Origin of the sequence: Calothrix rhizosoleniae SC01 (genome assembly GCF_900185595.1) — a bacterium.
Lineage (GTDB): Bacteria > Cyanobacteriota > Cyanobacteriia > Cyanobacteriales > Nostocaceae > Calothrix_A > Calothrix_A rhizosoleniae.
Genome location: NZ_FYBH01000224.1, coordinates 1 through 16,730, shown reverse-complemented (window position 1 = coordinate 16,730; position 16,730 = coordinate 1). Strand labels below are relative to the sequence as shown.

General features: G+C 39.9%; 13 protein-coding genes and 2 pseudogenes. 9 read left to right on the top strand and 6 right to left on the bottom strand.

Translation table 11 applies throughout. The features are described 5' to 3' along the window. Positions 1-439: 439 nt before the first annotated feature. From CALSC_RS13620 to CALSC_RS13610, 3 genes are all read right to left on the bottom strand, one after another. Positions 440-979: a flavodoxin gene (locus CALSC_RS13620; RefSeq protein WP_088241874.1), complete on the bottom strand. Its 540-nt coding sequence runs from the start codon at positions 977-979 to the stop codon at positions 440-442. A gap of 341 nt (positions 980-1,320) precedes the next feature. Next, positions 1,321-2,058: an alpha/beta fold hydrolase gene (locus CALSC_RS13615; protein ID WP_088241873.1), complete on the bottom strand. Its 738-nt coding sequence runs from the start codon at positions 2,056-2,058 to the stop codon at positions 1,321-1,323. Between the two features lie 319 nt (positions 2,059-2,377). Then, positions 2,378-2,869, bottom strand: a complete 492-nt coding sequence (locus CALSC_RS13610) for a DUF1499 domain-containing protein (protein WP_088241872.1) — start codon at positions 2,867-2,869, stop codon at positions 2,378-2,380. 267 nt (positions 2,870-3,136) lie between these two features. Between CALSC_RS13610 and CALSC_RS13605 the strand changes: the two genes are divergently transcribed. The 8 genes and pseudogenes from CALSC_RS13605 to CALSC_RS13570 all read left to right on the top strand — a co-directional run bounded on the left by CALSC_RS13605 (position 3,137) and on the right by CALSC_RS13570 (position 12,368). After that, the gene (locus CALSC_RS13605; RefSeq protein WP_088241871.1) at positions 3,137-3,871 is read left to right on the top strand and encodes a class I SAM-dependent methyltransferase; all 735 of its coding nucleotides are present in this window, start codon (positions 3,137-3,139) and stop codon (positions 3,869-3,871) included. Between the two features lie 4 nt (positions 3,872-3,875). Beyond that, entirely contained in the window at positions 3,876-4,388 is a 513-nt protein-coding gene (locus CALSC_RS13600; RefSeq protein ID WP_088241870.1) for a GNAT family N-acetyltransferase, read from the top strand. Positions 4,389-5,147: 759 nt separating this feature from the next. Next, positions 5,148-6,104 carry an ABC transporter permease gene (locus tag CALSC_RS13595; protein WP_088241869.1) on the top strand — a complete coding sequence of 319 codons (957 nt, stop codon included), beginning with the start codon at positions 5,148-5,150 and terminating at the stop codon, positions 6,102-6,104. A gap of 83 nt (positions 6,105-6,187) precedes the next feature. Further along, positions 6,188-7,093 (top strand): ABC transporter permease, encoded by a 906-nt coding sequence (locus CALSC_RS13590; RefSeq protein WP_088241868.1) that lies wholly within the window; start codon positions 6,188-6,190, stop codon positions 7,091-7,093. A 154-nt stretch (positions 7,094-7,247) separates the two neighbouring features. After that, positions 7,248-9,461: a PhoX family protein gene (locus CALSC_RS13585; RefSeq protein WP_088241867.1), complete on the top strand. Its 2,214-nt coding sequence runs from the start codon at positions 7,248-7,250 to the stop codon at positions 9,459-9,461. A gap of 316 nt (positions 9,462-9,777) precedes the next feature. Then, positions 9,778-10,038: pseudogene (locus tag CALSC_RS13580) on the top strand (Crp/Fnr family transcriptional regulator); the annotation flags it as partial. A 129-nt stretch (positions 10,039-10,167) separates the two neighbouring features. After that, positions 10,168-10,488, top strand: a pseudogene (locus CALSC_RS13575) (Crp/Fnr family transcriptional regulator); the annotation flags it as partial. Positions 10,489-10,757: 269 nt separating this feature from the next. Continuing rightward, complete coding sequence (locus CALSC_RS13570) at positions 10,758-12,368, top strand: iron uptake porin (RefSeq protein WP_088241864.1); 1,611 nt, start codon at positions 10,758-10,760, stop codon at positions 12,366-12,368. 69 nt (positions 12,369-12,437) lie between these two features. On the opposite strand, the gene CALSC_RS13565 is transcribed toward CALSC_RS13570, so the two are convergent. Next, the gene (locus CALSC_RS13565) at positions 12,438-12,695 is read right to left on the bottom strand and encodes a hypothetical protein (protein ID WP_088241863.1); all 258 of its coding nucleotides are present in this window, start codon (positions 12,693-12,695) and stop codon (positions 12,438-12,440) included. Positions 12,696-12,792: 97 nt separating this feature from the next. Between CALSC_RS13565 and CALSC_RS13560 the strand changes: the two genes are divergently transcribed. After that, positions 12,793-13,392 (top strand): DUF3318 domain-containing protein, encoded by a 600-nt coding sequence (locus CALSC_RS13560; protein WP_088241862.1) that lies wholly within the window; start codon positions 12,793-12,795, stop codon positions 13,390-13,392. 84 nt (positions 13,393-13,476) lie between these two features. On the opposite strand, the gene CALSC_RS13555 is transcribed toward CALSC_RS13560, so the two are convergent. Together CALSC_RS13555 and CALSC_RS13550 are read right to left on the bottom strand one after the other, a co-directional pair. Next, a complete protein-coding gene (locus CALSC_RS13555; protein ID WP_088241861.1) occupies positions 13,477-15,216 on the bottom strand; it encodes a glycosyltransferase family 39 protein in 1,740 nt (579 codons plus the stop codon). A 38-nt stretch (positions 15,217-15,254) separates the two neighbouring features. Then, positions 15,255-16,478, bottom strand: a complete 1,224-nt coding sequence (locus CALSC_RS13550; protein WP_088241875.1) for a glycosyltransferase — start codon at positions 16,476-16,478, stop codon at positions 15,255-15,257. Between the last annotated feature and the right edge of the window lie 252 nt (positions 16,479-16,730).

The window sequence follows — 16,730 nt, the reverse complement described above, 5'->3', positions numbered from 1 at the left end:
CTTATCTGGCTCTAATTGTTATAAAAAACATATCCCTGTTGTAGAAATGGCAAGGGTTATGCTTCAGAGCCTAACCATTTGTAGATAGTTGTTTGAACAAGCTGTAAACCTTTTTGCAAGAGTTAATGTTCGATAAAGCTCTATTTTTTCTGGGGGAGGGTAGGGTTACAATACCTTTTCTCAAATCATCCATTGCTTGCTCTTTCTTTACCATGCTTGTACAATCACGGTTTTTATTAAGGGCATAAATTATACTAAATCATTAAATATTTTTACTGTTACTTGCATTTAATGAGAAAGGTTTAAACGTATATTATTAATGAAAAATTTCTGTATAGTTAAGTGACAATATGGCTTTTATGCTTATAGCGCTAGGCGCAAGTAATTCGTAGGGTGGGCACTGCCCACCTTACACTCACCCACAACCAGATTTTAAATTTTAAGCGGTTTCCAACGATGGGCTAGGAAAATGAGATTTCAATACCTCAAGCCAGCTAGCAATGCGCTCATCAGTTTTATCGCTCTCATTCACTTCATCTATGGGTAGTCCGACAAATTTACTGTCACGCACAGCAAAAGAATATTCGTAAGTATAACCTTCGGTAGGAAAATCACCTACTAAAGTTGCACCTAATTTTTGAAATTGGTCATATAACGTTCCTAAGGCACTAACAAATTGTTCCCCATGAGTTACACAGTCTCCTGCACCAAACAATGCAATAGTTTTACCAGTAAAATCCGGTTTTTCTATTGCCATATCAAACAGAGGATCGCGCCAATCATTTTGTACCTCACCAGAACCCCAGGTAGAACAGCCAAAGAGTAAATAATCATATTCCAGCATCTCATCAACGCTAGTAAAATCGTCCTCCATGCTGTAAATATCGCATAGTTCTTCACCAAAATGCTCATGTAGTCTCACAGCAATTCCTTCAGTTATACCGGAAGTACTACCATAAAAAATAGCCATTTTTGCCATAGTTAAAGTTCCTCTTAATTTGAGTGATCGACTTTTTTGCAACGCATAAATGAGGATTTTTACTGGCAGAGATTCTCCTTGAATCTGATAGAGCAAGGTCAGGAAGATAATTAAATCTGTTCCCTATTCCCAAACACCTAACTGTCCAACATCTACGGAGTGAAGCGAAGATAAATAATCTCAATTCTTGCCTTCATCTGACCTATTAAGTCAGGATATTATTACAAATTAGACTGAGATTTTTAGCGATGTTGTAACAGGAATGACAAGGGTTTGCAAAACTTTCATTTGCTAATTATTGTTATGGCATCATACTGTATCCCATAGGTATTTTTTTGTATTTAAGTACTAACAATATCTTTTTGTATTACATTTAATGGTTGCGAACGTAAAAAATTTGATATTTGTTGACTAACTATTTCCGGATAAAAATAATGGAAAAAGTGACCTCCTTGAGGACATTTCCAGAGTATATCTTCTGACTTTAACCATTTTTCCCAGTTATGGAGTTCGAGAGAGCCTAAAATCATATCAATTTGCCCGCCACATATCATTAATGGCATAGGAGCTCCCCCTGTCGGCAATTGCTCTATTTGCAACAATGAATGCATCAAGGGTATATTTTCTAAATCTTGATAAAATTTATCCATTAAATTGTTTCCATGACAAGGAAACCTATCTCTAAATATGTGATGAAGTGTATTTGATAGAGCCTCTCCTTGATTTTGAGTATATATTTGACGTTGTTGATAATAATTGACGTGCCAAGTTTTTGCTGGTTGGGCGGCAACTGAAAGTAAGGTCAAAGACTTGACAAACTGGGGGTATTGACGAGCGAAAATTAAAGCAATAGTACCTCCAATACCATGACCGATTAAATTAACAGGAGATTTTCTATTTTTGAGATAACTATGTAGTAGTTCTACAGCCGTATCCATACAAGCAGATTCATCGAGAGACTGAACATATTCCCATACTGAAACCTTTGTATGTCTAAATAACTTCTTGAGCAGAGGCATATGTAAACATCTCAAATAAGGACTACCACTAGCCCAGACAATATCACCATATATAGACATACAAGCTACCTCAGAACAAATTGACTGCTACCTAACAAAGATTCGCAATATACGCATTACCCCTGACAATGGCATAATCCATATTCATTAAGCAAAATACTGTCAAGTAAAACTGCTTAATGAGGATTAATTGCAATAAGCATTAATTGAATAGTAATTAGATTAAAAATAAAAAAAAGTTTAAATCTGACAAATAGTATTTTGGATAATGAGTAATTAGTGACAAATTTGATTATTTTTATAATTTTTAGGGTGGGCAATGCCCACCTTACCTTTATTGAAAAGGTGCAAGATATGTGTAGATTTCCCGGCGTTCTAGTTAAATTTTTAACTCCTGCAAAGCCAAACGAATTTGCTCTATGCGTCTACGATTGACTCCTAAATCTGATTCTCCCACACGAGATGCTGAACGTACATGAATTACATTTTCATCAGTAGGAAAATAAAACTCTATGTCATCAATAAACTTGAAGATCCGGCTCTTAGAAAGAGCATGAATGTAATTATCTGTCTGCTCTATAACTGCTGTGCGAGGAACAACGGTGAGAACTTTGAGTAAAGCTTGTTGTGCAATATCGTGGTCTACATGATAAGTGATGGGATCAATGGCATGTTTGCGATTGCCATCTTGACTAACAACACAGTTGTTAGAAGCAGGGCAAGGACTAAGATGACCGTTACTTACTCCCAAACTAGTAGCAGCAGCCCAGCTAGGAGTAGACAATATTAAACTACCAGTTAAGGTGAGGAAGATTACAAGGGCAAAAATCTTGTAGATTCTCTGTATCAAAGCTTTTAGGAAAGGGGGCACGATTTAGTTACTCCTCTTTATGTTGCATAGTACTAGAGTTTAGACTAGTTCCCGGTTAATTGGGATAACTAAGTGGCGGAATAAACATCCCACTTTGGCAAAAATCGGATGATCTTTCCTGATTGCAAGGAACGAAGCAATGACACTTGAAGTTTTATTATTTTACTGAAGAATAAAAACTGGGATGCACTCAGTGGCGAATGTGTTGAATGATATGATTATAATTCTCATCACTGAGGTGAATGGGTTGTTATACCAATTGGAAAAATGACAAATCAATATCAACATCAGTATGCAAACATTGCCAAATATTATGACTTATGGGTGACTTCAGGCTATTACGATTATGAGATCATGGCAAAGGCAGCCCACTCGATTTTAGGTGATAAATCTCAAATTCTGGAGTTAGGTGTAGGAACTGGACTACTAGTAGAAAAATACCTTGAGATTGACGCTAACTGTAAATTTACAGGAATCGACTTTGCTCCATCCATGTTGGAAATTGCCCATCAACGCTTGGGAGAGGGCGTTAAATTGATTGAAGCTGATGCAGTCACAATGGATTTAAATACGACATTTGATGCCGCAATATCCAATGGAGGAGTTTGGGGAATTCTTGACTTGGGAGATAGATGGGAATTTGGAGGTCATATTCCTGGTCTAGAAGCTAACCGTAAGGGATTGAGTAACCTGGCTCGTCACTTACAAGGCGGTGGATTATTATTGCTACATCTGCAAAAGCCTCACAAAAACTATGACAAATCTCTACCCGGAGATATTGTGTATTCTCAACATATGGAAGAGGTAGAAGACACTGAAGATTTCCATACTCTACTGAAGAGTTACTGTTTCAAGAAAGATGGAGAAGTTCTTGCTCAGGAGCAGATACTCATTACCTGCTTTAAACCAGATATTTCCCAGGAACTCTTAACTGAAGCAGGCTTTGAGTTGCAGGGTAGGAGTGATGGAGAGCATTTTGTAGTCTATAAAACACGGGAATAATCTAGTGACTTCTACAATTCAGCAAACTAGTGCTTCTGAACAGTTAAGTTTATGCCATCAACTGCTAGTGACTGTTTTTCATCAGGAACTTAACTTGTTTGGGATGCAAATACCTGATAGCTATGATCCATTCTCAGTCTATATGCAAATTATCGACCTGGAAGCCATTGTGGGAACTTATCGGATTGTTCTTCCCAATGCTACTGTGGGATTGCCAATAGAAGAGGTTGGATTCGATCTAAGCCAATTTGCTCCACATAAGATTTGTGAAATGTCACGTCTTGTCTTGCTCAAAGAGAAACGAGGTAAAATTCCCTTCAATAAAATTGTTGATTCGGCTCGTAAGGTTGCAGCCCAGAATAATGCTTCTATTCTAGTAGCTGCAATACTTCCACAGAATGTGACCTTATTTAAAAGGTATGGCTTTTCCCAGGTAGGACAACCACTTCATGATCACTCGGTGGAGTCTGGCGGTGGGGAAGAATCAGTCGTCGTTCCCATGCAGATTCCTGTTTGACTGGGCTTAAGTTCAATTCAGCGAGCATTGCAGTTTAGGCGTTGCTGAATTAGGGTATAAAGCGTCAAAATTACCCTTGTTTTTCTGGCATTGCATAATTGCGGGATGATTTTGTCAGAGAGGATAAACCATCATCTCTGTGTCAGCCTCAATCATCCCAGTATATGGCGTTCCCCCAAGCTGCGCTAACAGCAATGCCTTTTTTTAGATATAGCACTACGCGTATACGTTAAGACATTATTGAAGCATCAAACCTATGAGCAGTCAGAGGCAGGGAGCAGGGAGCAGGGAGCAGGGAGCAGGGGAGAAACCCCATACATGCATCAACCTATCCCACTATTCTAATAAATGCTTATTTGCTTAAGTAAAATGTTCCTGAAAAGCTTGATTCTCGTTTTTATCTTTAACAATATTTTGGCTTTTCAGCAAAAACACTATTAGTGGGATAGGTTCATGCAGAGAGCAGCGATGTCTTGAGGAACCCCTTCAGGTCGCGCCAGTTGCTTTATGCCGGGAAACTCGTCTACCGCAATGGCTCATTTGTTACTTATTACTTATTACTTGAGCTTAGCGCTAAATTCTATAAATTCTATTTTGAGGAGAATTTGGGTATCTCAGCTGATTGTGTGTATTTTTGTGATCTAAATCTATAAATTATCTGAAAAAGTACCAGGTAAATCCCAGGGTAATGGGAGGATATCGTGTCTTGAAAATCACAAAACTTGCGCTAATATATCATTGCATAAATTGCGATCGCCAATGAAAAAATATTTTATCAGTCGTCTACTAATTTCTATTCCTACCCTACTTGCCATTAGCTTAGTTATATTTACCATTTTGGCCTTAGCACCGGGAGACCCCATGGGAGAATTTGCCCTAAATCCTTCCATTACTGCGGAAGTTAGGGAAAATATCAGAAAATCATTTGGATTAGATCAACCCATATATATCCGTTATTTCAAATGGATCATAGCCTTTGTCCAGGGAGATATGGGTTATTCTTTCACTAGCCGCAGTGCTGTAAGTACATTGATTCTCCAGCGTCTCCCCACAACATTATGGGTGGTTGGCTCTGCCTATATTATTGGTTCGGTACTAGCTGTACCTTTAGGGGTAGCCTCCGCACTCAAACGCAATTCAAATTTTGATCGCGTTTTGACAACAATGGTGTTTTTAGGCTTTTCTTTACCGACTTTCTTTACTGGGTTACTACTGATTATTCTCTTTAGTGTGCAGTTAAAATGGCTACCTTTTATTTATAACAGTACCTTACAGGTAACTGATTGGCAGAGTTTTTTGCAGCAAGTGAGGCAGTCAATTATGCCTGTAGCTGTTTTAGCAGTTTGGCAAACAGCAATGTTAATGCGCTTTGTCCGTTCGGAAGTGCTGGAAAATCTACATCAAGACTATGTACGTACTGCTTATGCCAAGGGATTACCTAAGTCTTTGGTTATTGCTCGTCATGTGTTAAGAAATGCTTTAATCCCCGTAGTTACACTGGTAGCATTAGATATTCCCAACGTATTTACAGGAGCATTAGTCACAGAAAAAGTCTTTCGCGTTCCTGGGATAGGTGCCCTACTGATTGAATCGATTTCTCGCAACGATACCCCAGTGGTAATGTCAATTACCTTTATCTATGCAATTTTGATTGTTGTTTTTAATTTAGTTGCAGATATCCTCTATGGTTTCTTAGATCCCCGAGTTAAGTATTAGGAGTGATGGAGGTAAGGAAGGAGAGAATTACCAATTGTCAACCATTTTTTACATAATTTACATTCACGCGATCGCCAAATCAAATGTCAACACAATCTGATTTTTCCATTTCTTTACCAACAAGTTCCACGAACAATGCATGGCGCAAGTTTCGCCGTAACCGCCAAGCTATGTTGGGTGCTGTCATATTGCTTGTGATTATCTTGAGTGTTGTCCTCGGACCATTGATCTATAGCACTCCCATTAACAAAATAGACTTCGCCCAGTCTACCCTTCCCCCAAATTGGCAACATCCCTTTGGTACAAATGATTTGGGTCAAGATATTTTAGCCAGATTGTTATATGGAGGACGTATATCTCTGGCTGTAGGGGTGTTTTCCATGTTGGTAGCAATATTCCTAGGGATCCTAATTGGGGCAGTTTCTGGGTTTTATGGCGGCTTTTTAGACGCAGCTTTGATGCGCTTCACTGATTTGTGCTTGGCTTTACCGCGACTACCATTACTGCTATTGATTATCTTTCTATTCCGCGATCCGATTAAAGCGATCGCAGGGGCAGAATTAGGTATATTTGTACTGATAGTCTTGATAATTGGTGGGCTTAATTGGATGTCTGTGGCGAGGTTAGTTAGAGCCGGTTTCTTGACTGTGCGGGAAATGGAATTTGTCACCGCCGCCCGTGCTTTGGGTGCGACTCCTTGGCGGCTGATTTGGGTACACATTCTCCCCAATGTAATTAGTCCAGTGCTGGTGGCTGGTACCTTGTCTGTGAGTACGGCGATTATTACAGAATCTACTTTGAGCTTTTTTGGTTTGGGCTTTCCCCCAGATGTACCTACTTGGGGACGTATGCTTTATGATGGGCAAAATTTTCTGGAGTTTGCCCCTTATATGGTGCTTTTTCCAGGTATGGCAATTTTTCTCACGGTGTTGAGTATTAATTATATTGGGGATGGGTTACGGGATGCTTTAGATCCGAGATTGTCTTAGGAAGAACCCAGGAATTATTTTACTGCTGGGGAAATTTAATCAGCATGGTGGCTGAAAATTAATCTATTCTTAAACTTACAGGAATACCATAACCAAAGGCATTCTGAAAATATAGTTTTGTTTCAATCATGGATAGGATGTAGAAAAAAGGCTGATGAATATTAAACGTAGAAATTTTTTACTATTCATGGCAGGAAGTGCAGGAGCATTAACCCTCTCTTCTTCGGGTGGGTGCAATAGCAACAGTGCCAATCAGTCTATTATATCCTCTGGCAAATCATTATTTGCTTTTGAGCCCATTAAGGGAACAATCCCTCTGAACACAATGGGTTTATCGCCAGAAGACCAGAAACAGCAATACAGCGAGTATGAAATTGTCGATGATTTAGTCTTGCCAAAGGGTTATAAGTATCAGGTAATTGCAGCATGGGGCGATCCCGTGGGAGATTCTCGCTTTGGTTACAATAACGACTATTTATCTTTTGTCCCTAGCGATGAAAACCAAGGATACCTCTCGGTTAATTTTGAATATATCAGTGCTATTCCCTGGATGCAAACCTATGAAAAAGTCATAGGAACCCCACTACCCTTTGATGAGGTCAAAGCATTACTCAAGGGAAAAAATGCAGTGAATGCTTTTGCATTACCCAATGACAACCCTTTGAAAAACACGATTAGTCAAATTTGTCAAGCCGCTTTTATAGATCAGGGATTGGGGGTAATATCCGTCCGCCGAACTAGTAGTGGTAAATGGGAGCGTACCAATTCCCCAGCAGATAGAAGGATTACAGGTATTTCTGGTTTATTAGATGGACGTTATTTACAAGCCACAGGACCAGCAGTTGCAGTATTTCGCAAAAAAACAGGTCAGGGATATATAGATAAATTGAACGATCGCATTATTGGTACCTTTGGCAATTGTGCTGGTGGAACCACTCCTTGGGGTACAGTCCTGAGTGCAGAGGAAAATTTTCAGGCTCAAGTTGTGGAACCAGTTTATGCTGATGGTACGTCATTTGATCCGAGTAAATTACCCTTTGTTTTGGATAAAAAGGCTTTGTTTGGACAAGGTAATGTATTTGGATTAGCTGGGAACAAATATGGTTGGATTGTAGAAGTTGATCCGGCTAATTCCCAGGATTATGGTACTAAACACACTTGGTTGGGACGTTATCGTCATGAAGCTGTAGGTATCAGGGTAGAGTCTGGTAAACCCCTGGCTTTTTATTCTGGATGCGATCGCCGGGGCGGGCATATTTATAAATTTATCAGTAGCGATCGCGTCAAAAATCCCCAAAATAAAGCTAATTCTCAACTACTGCAAAAGGGAATGCTCTATGCTGCCAAGTTTAACCCAGATGGTACAGGCAGTTGGATTCCATTAAAAGCTGATACCGCCGTTAATCCTGACCTTCCCAGCCAAGTTATAGGTAATCTTATGCGCTTACCTAAAGGACCACCAGCACCTCAACTATCCTTATTTCCCGATGTCCCAGATCCCGTTGAAGGTGGGAACTTAGAAGTAACTCAAGACAAGGAAATAGCCCAGTATAAAAACAAGTATAAACAATTAGGGGATCTTTACATCGGTAATTCAGAAGAAAAGCAAGGTGCAATTTTAATCGATGCCCATTACGCAGCCAATGCCGCCGGTGCAACTTGTACTGCCCGTCCAGAAGATACAGAAGTTGCCCCCAATGGAGATTTATATATCAGCTTTACATCTGGCTTTCCTAGTAAGGATGGTGGCCCAGATATAGCTATATTTAAAGGACCGAGAGGGGAAGTACCCTATGAATATGGTTGGATAATGCAGTTAACAGAAGATAATAACGACCCTGGTGCTTTGACTTTTAAATGGCAAATGTTAGCCACCGGCGGAGAACCAGCAGTTGGTGGTCTTGGTTTTGCTAATCCAGACAACTTGTTAATTAATAGCCAAGGTCATGTATGGATGGTTACGGATATATCCACCAGCAAAATGAACAAATCCCTGACCAATCGGACTGCAAGCCAAGGAAAATCAACTCCCTTTTCCCACGTATTTGGTAATAATGCCATTTGGTTTATTCCTACAAGTGGAGATAGTGCCAGTCAAGCCTTTTTATTTGCTACCGGACCGATGGAATGTGAAATCACCGGGCCTTGTTTTACCCCTGATGAGCAAACAATGTTTGTTGCCATCCAGCATCCTGGAGAAGCTAACGGTATACGCAGAAATAATAAATCGGAAATTCGGGAAATTATGATTAACACCACCACCGGAGAAGAATTTTTGCAAAAACGTCAAGTGCCCATTGGATCTAACTGGCCCAGCAAAAACCCTGATACCTCGCCAAAACCAGCCATTGTCGCTATAACTTTCTAATAAAGAATATGGAGATAAATCAGCGATCTGTCAAAAAATTAGATGTAATTTCCCAGATAAACATATGCGACTATTGCAACTATATGATAATATTTGTCAATAAACTATAATAATTTTGTAGATAAGTAAAATAGTGTAAAAAAATTAAAGTATGTAAATAAAAGTAAAATTTCCCAAAAAGCTTTTTCCTTCTGCCTCTTGCCTTTCGGGTTACGCCACTTGCTTTATGCCGGGAAACCTGTTCACCGCAATGGCTTACCTCCTGCCTTTTTATTTATTCATGGGAACACCAATAACCAACCAGTAACAAAAATTGATGCCGACTACCCTGCCATCTCCATCCATCCCATCAGCAAAATTAAGGCAACAGGTATTTATTCGTCGTGAAGTAATGCCAACACATCATGATATTTTATGGCGTATTGACCATGGGGCAGTGCGGACTCAAACTAGGAATGAAGATGGTGTAGCAATTACTTTAGGTTACTGGGGAGTTGGTGATTTAATTGGTTATCCTCTATCTAAAATAAAGCCTTATCAAATTGAATGTTTGACAGATATAAAAGTTACAGTAAGTAGATCGGCGTAAAAAATTATCGTTTGGATAAGGCAGGGGGCAGGGAGCAGGGAGCAGGGGGAACAAGGATTTTAGGCTTATTTACTTTTCTTCACATAGTTTGGTTTTATTGTGCCGACTTACTTATTACCACTAGAATTGTGGCATAAAAATATTAACGGATTATTAAACCATATACAGCAATCAGAAGAACTATTAAACATTATTCATCACCAGCCAGTGTCTCTCCGTTTGTGGAAATTTTTACTGTGGTTGAGTGAAAAGTTTGGTATTCAAGTAGAAAAAGGGAAATTAATAGATTTATGGGTAACTCATCAGGAACTGGCAGAAGTATTAAATACAACTAGAGTGACCATAACCCGTATATTGAAAGAGTTTGAGACGGAAGGGAAAATTATACGTTCCAAAAAAGCTATTATTTTGCGCTTACCCAACCAATTAATAGAATAATTGCAATGGATAATATTCTCTTAACCTTGGTATATATTTGTATATAGAAAATCTTAAGATTTTCAGTAGTGAAAGTATAGTAAATAAAGTAGTGATTACCGTGGAAAAATAGACTATAAATTTTCCATAAAACTCTCTGGTATGTCCTTTGTCAACCACCAATAATTCTGGTAGAATTTATTTGGGACTCGTGGGTAATTTTTCTGAATACAAGATAGACGGTAAATGCTACCATGAAAAATATATTTGGTGTGAGTGAGAATCCAATAATGAGTAAGTTATTTTTGAATGCTCTGAAAATGAGCCCCGTGGCACTAGCTGCCACCTTTAGTGTTGCTAACTCCGCGATCGCAGGAGAAGTGACTTCTGTATCCCAACTGACTCAGGAGTCTTCCCAAGAAATGGGTCAAGTGACTTCTGTATCTCAGTTTTCTGACGTACAGCCTACAGACTGGGCATTCCAAGCATTGCAGTCTTTAGTTGAACGTTACGGTTGTATTGCTGGTTATCCCAATGGTACATATCGCGGAAATCGCGCCTTAACCCGTTATGAATTTGCTGCTGGTTTAAATGCTTGTTTGGATCGGGTTAACGAACTGATCGCTACAGCTACCGCAGATCTAGTTACTAAAGAAGACCTAGCAACCTTACAACGTCTACAAGAAGAATTTTCTGCTGAATTAGCAACCTTACGTGGTCGAGTAGATTCCTTAGAAGCACGTACTGCTGAATTGGAAGCCAACCAATTTTCCACCACCACCAAATTAAAAGGGGAAGCAATTTTTGCTTTGTCTAGTGCATTTGGTGACCAGGCGGCAGATACCGATAATGATGATGACAATAATCCTGACTTACAAGACAATGTCACCTTCTCCAACCGGTTACGTCTAAGATTATTAACTAGCTTCACTGGTACAGACCAATTAGAAACTCGTTTGAACGCAGCAAATATCACTCAATTCAGAGGTGGTGTAACTGGTACAAACATGACCCGTCTGGGCTTTGATTCTAATAATGGTAATAATGTTGAGCTTGACAAACTCAACTATGCCTTTAACGCAACTGATGCAGTCCGCGTCAAAGTAGAAGCTATTGGTGCCAGAGTTTCTAACAATATCAACGTCTTTAACCCCCTGTTTAAGAGCAGTAGTTCTGGTGCTATTTCCCGTTTTGGACGCTTTAGTTCTATATACCGTGCCAATAGTGGTAGTGACAGTTCAGGTTTGACTGTTAGCTTTAACCCCAAAGGTAGATTTAGCTTTGATGCTGCTTATGTAGTTCCCAATGCATCAGATCCTTCTGATGGTAACGGTGCTTTCAACGGTTCCAATACTGCTTTAGCTCAGCTTTCATTTAAGCCCAGTAAGCAAATAGGTCTTGGTCTGGTTTACTCTCGTGTTTTTCAGACTGGTTCTGATGTTAACCTGACAGGTAGTATCGGTAGTGGATTTGCCGCTGATCCATTTGGCGATGTCGCAACCACATCCAATAACTATGGTGTTCAGGCTTCCTTCCAACCCAGTGATCAGATTGTTATCAGTGGTTGGGCTGGTTTAACCAACGCTACAGCTGAATCTGGTGCTAATGAAGGTGCTGATGCCGATATCTTCTACTGGTCTGCAAACGTAGGTATTAAAGACTTTGGTGCAGAAGGTAATGTGTTGGGTTTAATTGTTGGTCAATCACCTAAAGTTACCGATAGTGATATAGCTGCTCGTGAAGATAGTGACACTTCATTCCACCTAGAAGGTCTTTACAAAATGAAGCTTACTGACAATATCGCCGTTACTCCCGGTTTGATGGTAATCTTCAACCCCGAGCACAACAATGATAATGACACCATTTATGTAGGTACCATTCGTACCACCTTCAAGTTCTAAAAGCGATAAGTTTTTAGACTTAATAGATTAATTGAAACAACCCGTCCCATGTGACGGGTTTTTTATTGGTTATGGTATAGTATCGCCTGTCTTTTCCATGGGATATATTTGGCGATCGCTACTCCAACCCCACCATACACAACCACAGTGACATTGGTAAAATTCTTGCCATTTACGGCGATAATCTACTGTCATCACAGGTGAGGTGCGATTAATCCATACTTCCGCAGCTTCTAAGCTACTGGATTTGCACTGAGGACAACAAAATTCTTGAGCATGGATTGCTTTTTGTGTCCATTGTGGGGGTACAAGTGAAAAAGGTTTCATGATGGGCTCACAATCATGGTTTTGGAACTGAGTAATATAGAATTAGTATAATCCCCAACAATCTACCAAAGTTGAAGGCTAATAGCTAATAGCTAATATGGAGCCAAAAGTTGAGATTCGCCGCTTATTTGATATCATGCCAGCTTCTGGGCGCATGACTACCAAGATAGTCAGTAAACCAGAGCAAGGGAAGGTTATAGATGTAACTTTTCCTTTACCTTGGAATCAAGAACGACCAATATATATTAATTTTGACTTGTGGCATCGTCTTGGTAAACCACAACGAGACTTGTTATTACTGCGGATGGTGAGTTGGTTAACAGGGGTGAAGTGGTTTAAGCCTGATATTTATCAAGGGGTAACTTTAGCAGGACTTTTGGCTGTATTACTGGAGTTTTCCCAATCAGATGCAGTGGGTGTAGCTGTGGCTGGGGGATTAACTGCGATCGCTATTAATCGCATATGGCGTACAAACCATTCCCAAGAATCCGAGTTAAATGCGGATAAAGCGGCAATTAGAGTGGCATTACGACGGGGTTATTCAGAGGTAGAAGCCGCACAACATCTATTAACAGCCATTGAAGCCGTAGCCAAAATTGAAAAGCGTTCTGGCTTAAGTTTTACTGAATTAATTCGTTGTCAAAACCTACGAGCGATCGCTGGCTTGTCAGCAGTGAGTGGAGGAGTGAGGGAGTGAAGGAGAGAAGGAGTGAGGGAGAGAAGGAGGGAAAGAGAGAAAGAATTAAATACTCCTAACCAACAACTATCAACTATCAACTCCTTATAGGCAATGATAAAGTTTATACTCGTAGCCGTCGATGGCTGGTAAAGGCTGGGTGTCAAGGGTACATTGTGGTAAAGATAGAGGAACTGGAGCGCGAAAGTTAACTAGCCATAAGTCTACAGGGCGTGGTGCTAGGTTTAAGGTATGTTCTAGGGAAGTAATAGATGTGTGGGGATTTTGCTTTTGATGAGCTAAGAGAAATAAGGGATTTAAACTTGAGTTTGTCAGTTTAAATTCCCTTGCAACCCCCATCATTTCCCCAATTTGAACATGGGTTTTCTGGCTGGTGGCAATTAGTACGGGTTGATTAGAAGTATTTGTCACCAGTTGTACTAAGGAATCTGGTCGGTAATATTTTTGATATCCTAAATTATTAACTACTGTAATTACACTCAATAATCCCATCAACCAAATTAGTGCTACCACCTGTTTACCACCTATTCCCCATCTTTGCATTTCTGCTGAGGAATTTTGCCAGTAGATTCCTAAACTTGCAGCTAATAATACAATCACAGCAGGGAAGTAAACGAAATTATAGCGAGCGCCCCTAGTCAAGTCAATCCCGAGAAAATAGGTAAAAATAAAGAATAAAGCGATCGCTAGGGCAATTAAACCCATGAGTACCAAGGTGATTAAATGGGTTTGTGGTTCCTGCAAGCGTACTTTTACACCTCGCCACAACAATGGTATTGCCCAAATAAAGAAAACAATCATTACAAAACCAGAAGCAATTACTACCCATAGTTGTGATGATTCTACAGGTAGTAAGGAAATCATAGTAATCCACCCAGCTAAAGCTTGAAAAATTGGATTCAACCAAGCTAATCCAGATTTATCACCCTGAATCCATTCTGTTAATTGATTCCCATAAGAATTTTGGAAAAAAACTGGTAGCCAAACTAAACCAGCTACAAGAGTACCCACAGCAACAATATAAATTTGTCTCCAAGGGGATTTCAAAAAGAGAAAAGCGTCTCCTTGCCTCCCCCTGCTCCCTGCTCCCTGCCCCCTTGCCTCTTTCTTCCCTTGCCAATACTGTCGCCCAGCCAGAAATATTAATACTCCACCTGAGGTAAACAGGGTAAGCACAAAAAAGTAATGGGAAGCAATACCCAAAGCATTGATTGATACCCAGCAGAGAGTTAACCACATGGGTAACTTAGTTTTGGTTTGAATATGGTCTATTGCCATCAATAAACAACTAAATGAACCAACTACCCACAAAATCACTAAAGTATAATGACGAGCTTCTTGGGCGAGAAAAATACTGAAAGGAGAAACCGCCATCATTGCAGCAGCGATGTGACTTACCACAAGGGAACGAAAAGCGATCCAACTGAAACCATAGATAGCTGGTATGGATAACGCACCCAAAACAGCAGCAAGCGATCGCGCCCCCCGTAAAGATACTAATCCCTGTTGTGTCGAAAATAACTTTAGCCACCAATGGCAGAGGACAAAATAAACTGGTGGATGGTTGCTTTCCGTAAGTAAATGGGAGAATACATCGGCAATACCAGCAGTTGCTCGTGGCTGTAGCGGTTGTAACAGAGTATCGACTGCGATCGCTTTGTTTAAGGGTACATTTAAAAAACTATTACCCAAGCTAAATACTAGGGTGGAAAACTCATCTGTCCACGGAGGTTTGCCCGTTAAATTAATTAAACGCAATGCCAAAGCAATAATGAACCAGACTACTAACACCAAGAAAATTCTGGACTTTGAGTTTTCCTTCACTCCTTCACTCCTTCACTCCGGGCGGGGAAACCCCGCCCCTACTTCACCTGGGTAACTCGCCAACTGAGTTTGAGATTTACCCAGAAATTCCAAATAGTTGCAACTGCGATCGCAATTAAATTAGCAATATAACGATTGGCTAAAATCAGATTAAATACCACATTCAACACCACAACATTCAAAACCAATCCAGCCAAACAAATCAGATTAAACTTGACGAATCGTTTAAAACGCTGTTTCCATGCCCGTTGCTGTGCAGACACATCAGCAAATGTCCAAGCATCATTCCATAAAAAATTATTGAAAATCGCCACTTCCCCAGCAATAATTTTACTGCGAGTTAGAGGCAAAGCCAGGGTAGTTGGGTCGCTGAGGAAATAAAGTACCGCCATATCTACAAATACTCCACTCAATCCCACCACTCCAAACCGCAGAAATCTACCAATCGGAAAACCCATACTTTGACTAAATTTTTCTAATCTTCCCGTAGACAAACGCAAACGTAGCAAATGATGAATATAATCCACATATTGTTTCCAAGTTACCTTACTCGCTCCTTGTTTGCGTTCACAGAACACATAACCAACTTCAGCAATTTTTCCCACATTACCTCGCCCAACAACCTCCAGCAAAATTTTATACCCCACTGGATTAAGGGTTGTACCTGCCACACAGGAACGACGCACCATAAAATACCCACTCATGGGATCAGAAACCCTACCTAGGATTTCTGGTAAAATAATTAACCCCAATAACTGGGCACCACGGGATAAAAAACGTCTCATAAAGCTCCAGCTACTTACCCCACCACCATCCACATGACGGCTAGCAACTACTAAATCAGCATTTTTTTTCATAGCCTCTAGCATTCGCAAAATTATATGGGGCGGATGCTGCAAATCACCATCAATTACTCCTAAAATATCACCTCTTGCCATTTGCCATCCTCTAATCACCGCCGAAGATAGTCCTCGTTCCGATTGGCGACGCATTACTTGTAGTTGAGGATATTTTGGCATCAGTGATTGTGCTAGTTTCCAAGTATCATCTGGACTGTCATCATCGACAACAATCAGTTCGTATTCTCCGGGGATGGAATCATCGAATATTTGAGTTAGGATTTTGATAATACTTTGGATATTTTCACTTTCTTGATAAGTAGGAATTATTAAAGATAAAAGGAGAGCAGTTTTACAAGTATCTTGAGGAATTGCTAATGAGCCGGTAGGCACTGATAAAAGAGAATTGGTATTGTCGATCATACTCATGTAGATATTATTGAGATTTTGATCATTTGGATTTAACAGTTTTGCGTCATTCCTCATAATATGAGAAGTAAAAATTACTGTACATCGATTACACCTTGATGGTAGAGACGTACAATAAATAGGAATTGTTTATTCAAGTAGAGCTTAATAGGCATTGAGTTTTTTCTTAGGAGACTTCATTGGTCAAATAATTTTGGATTTTGGATTGACCCCATTTCTAAAGTCAGAGGCTTGAAGTAATGACTG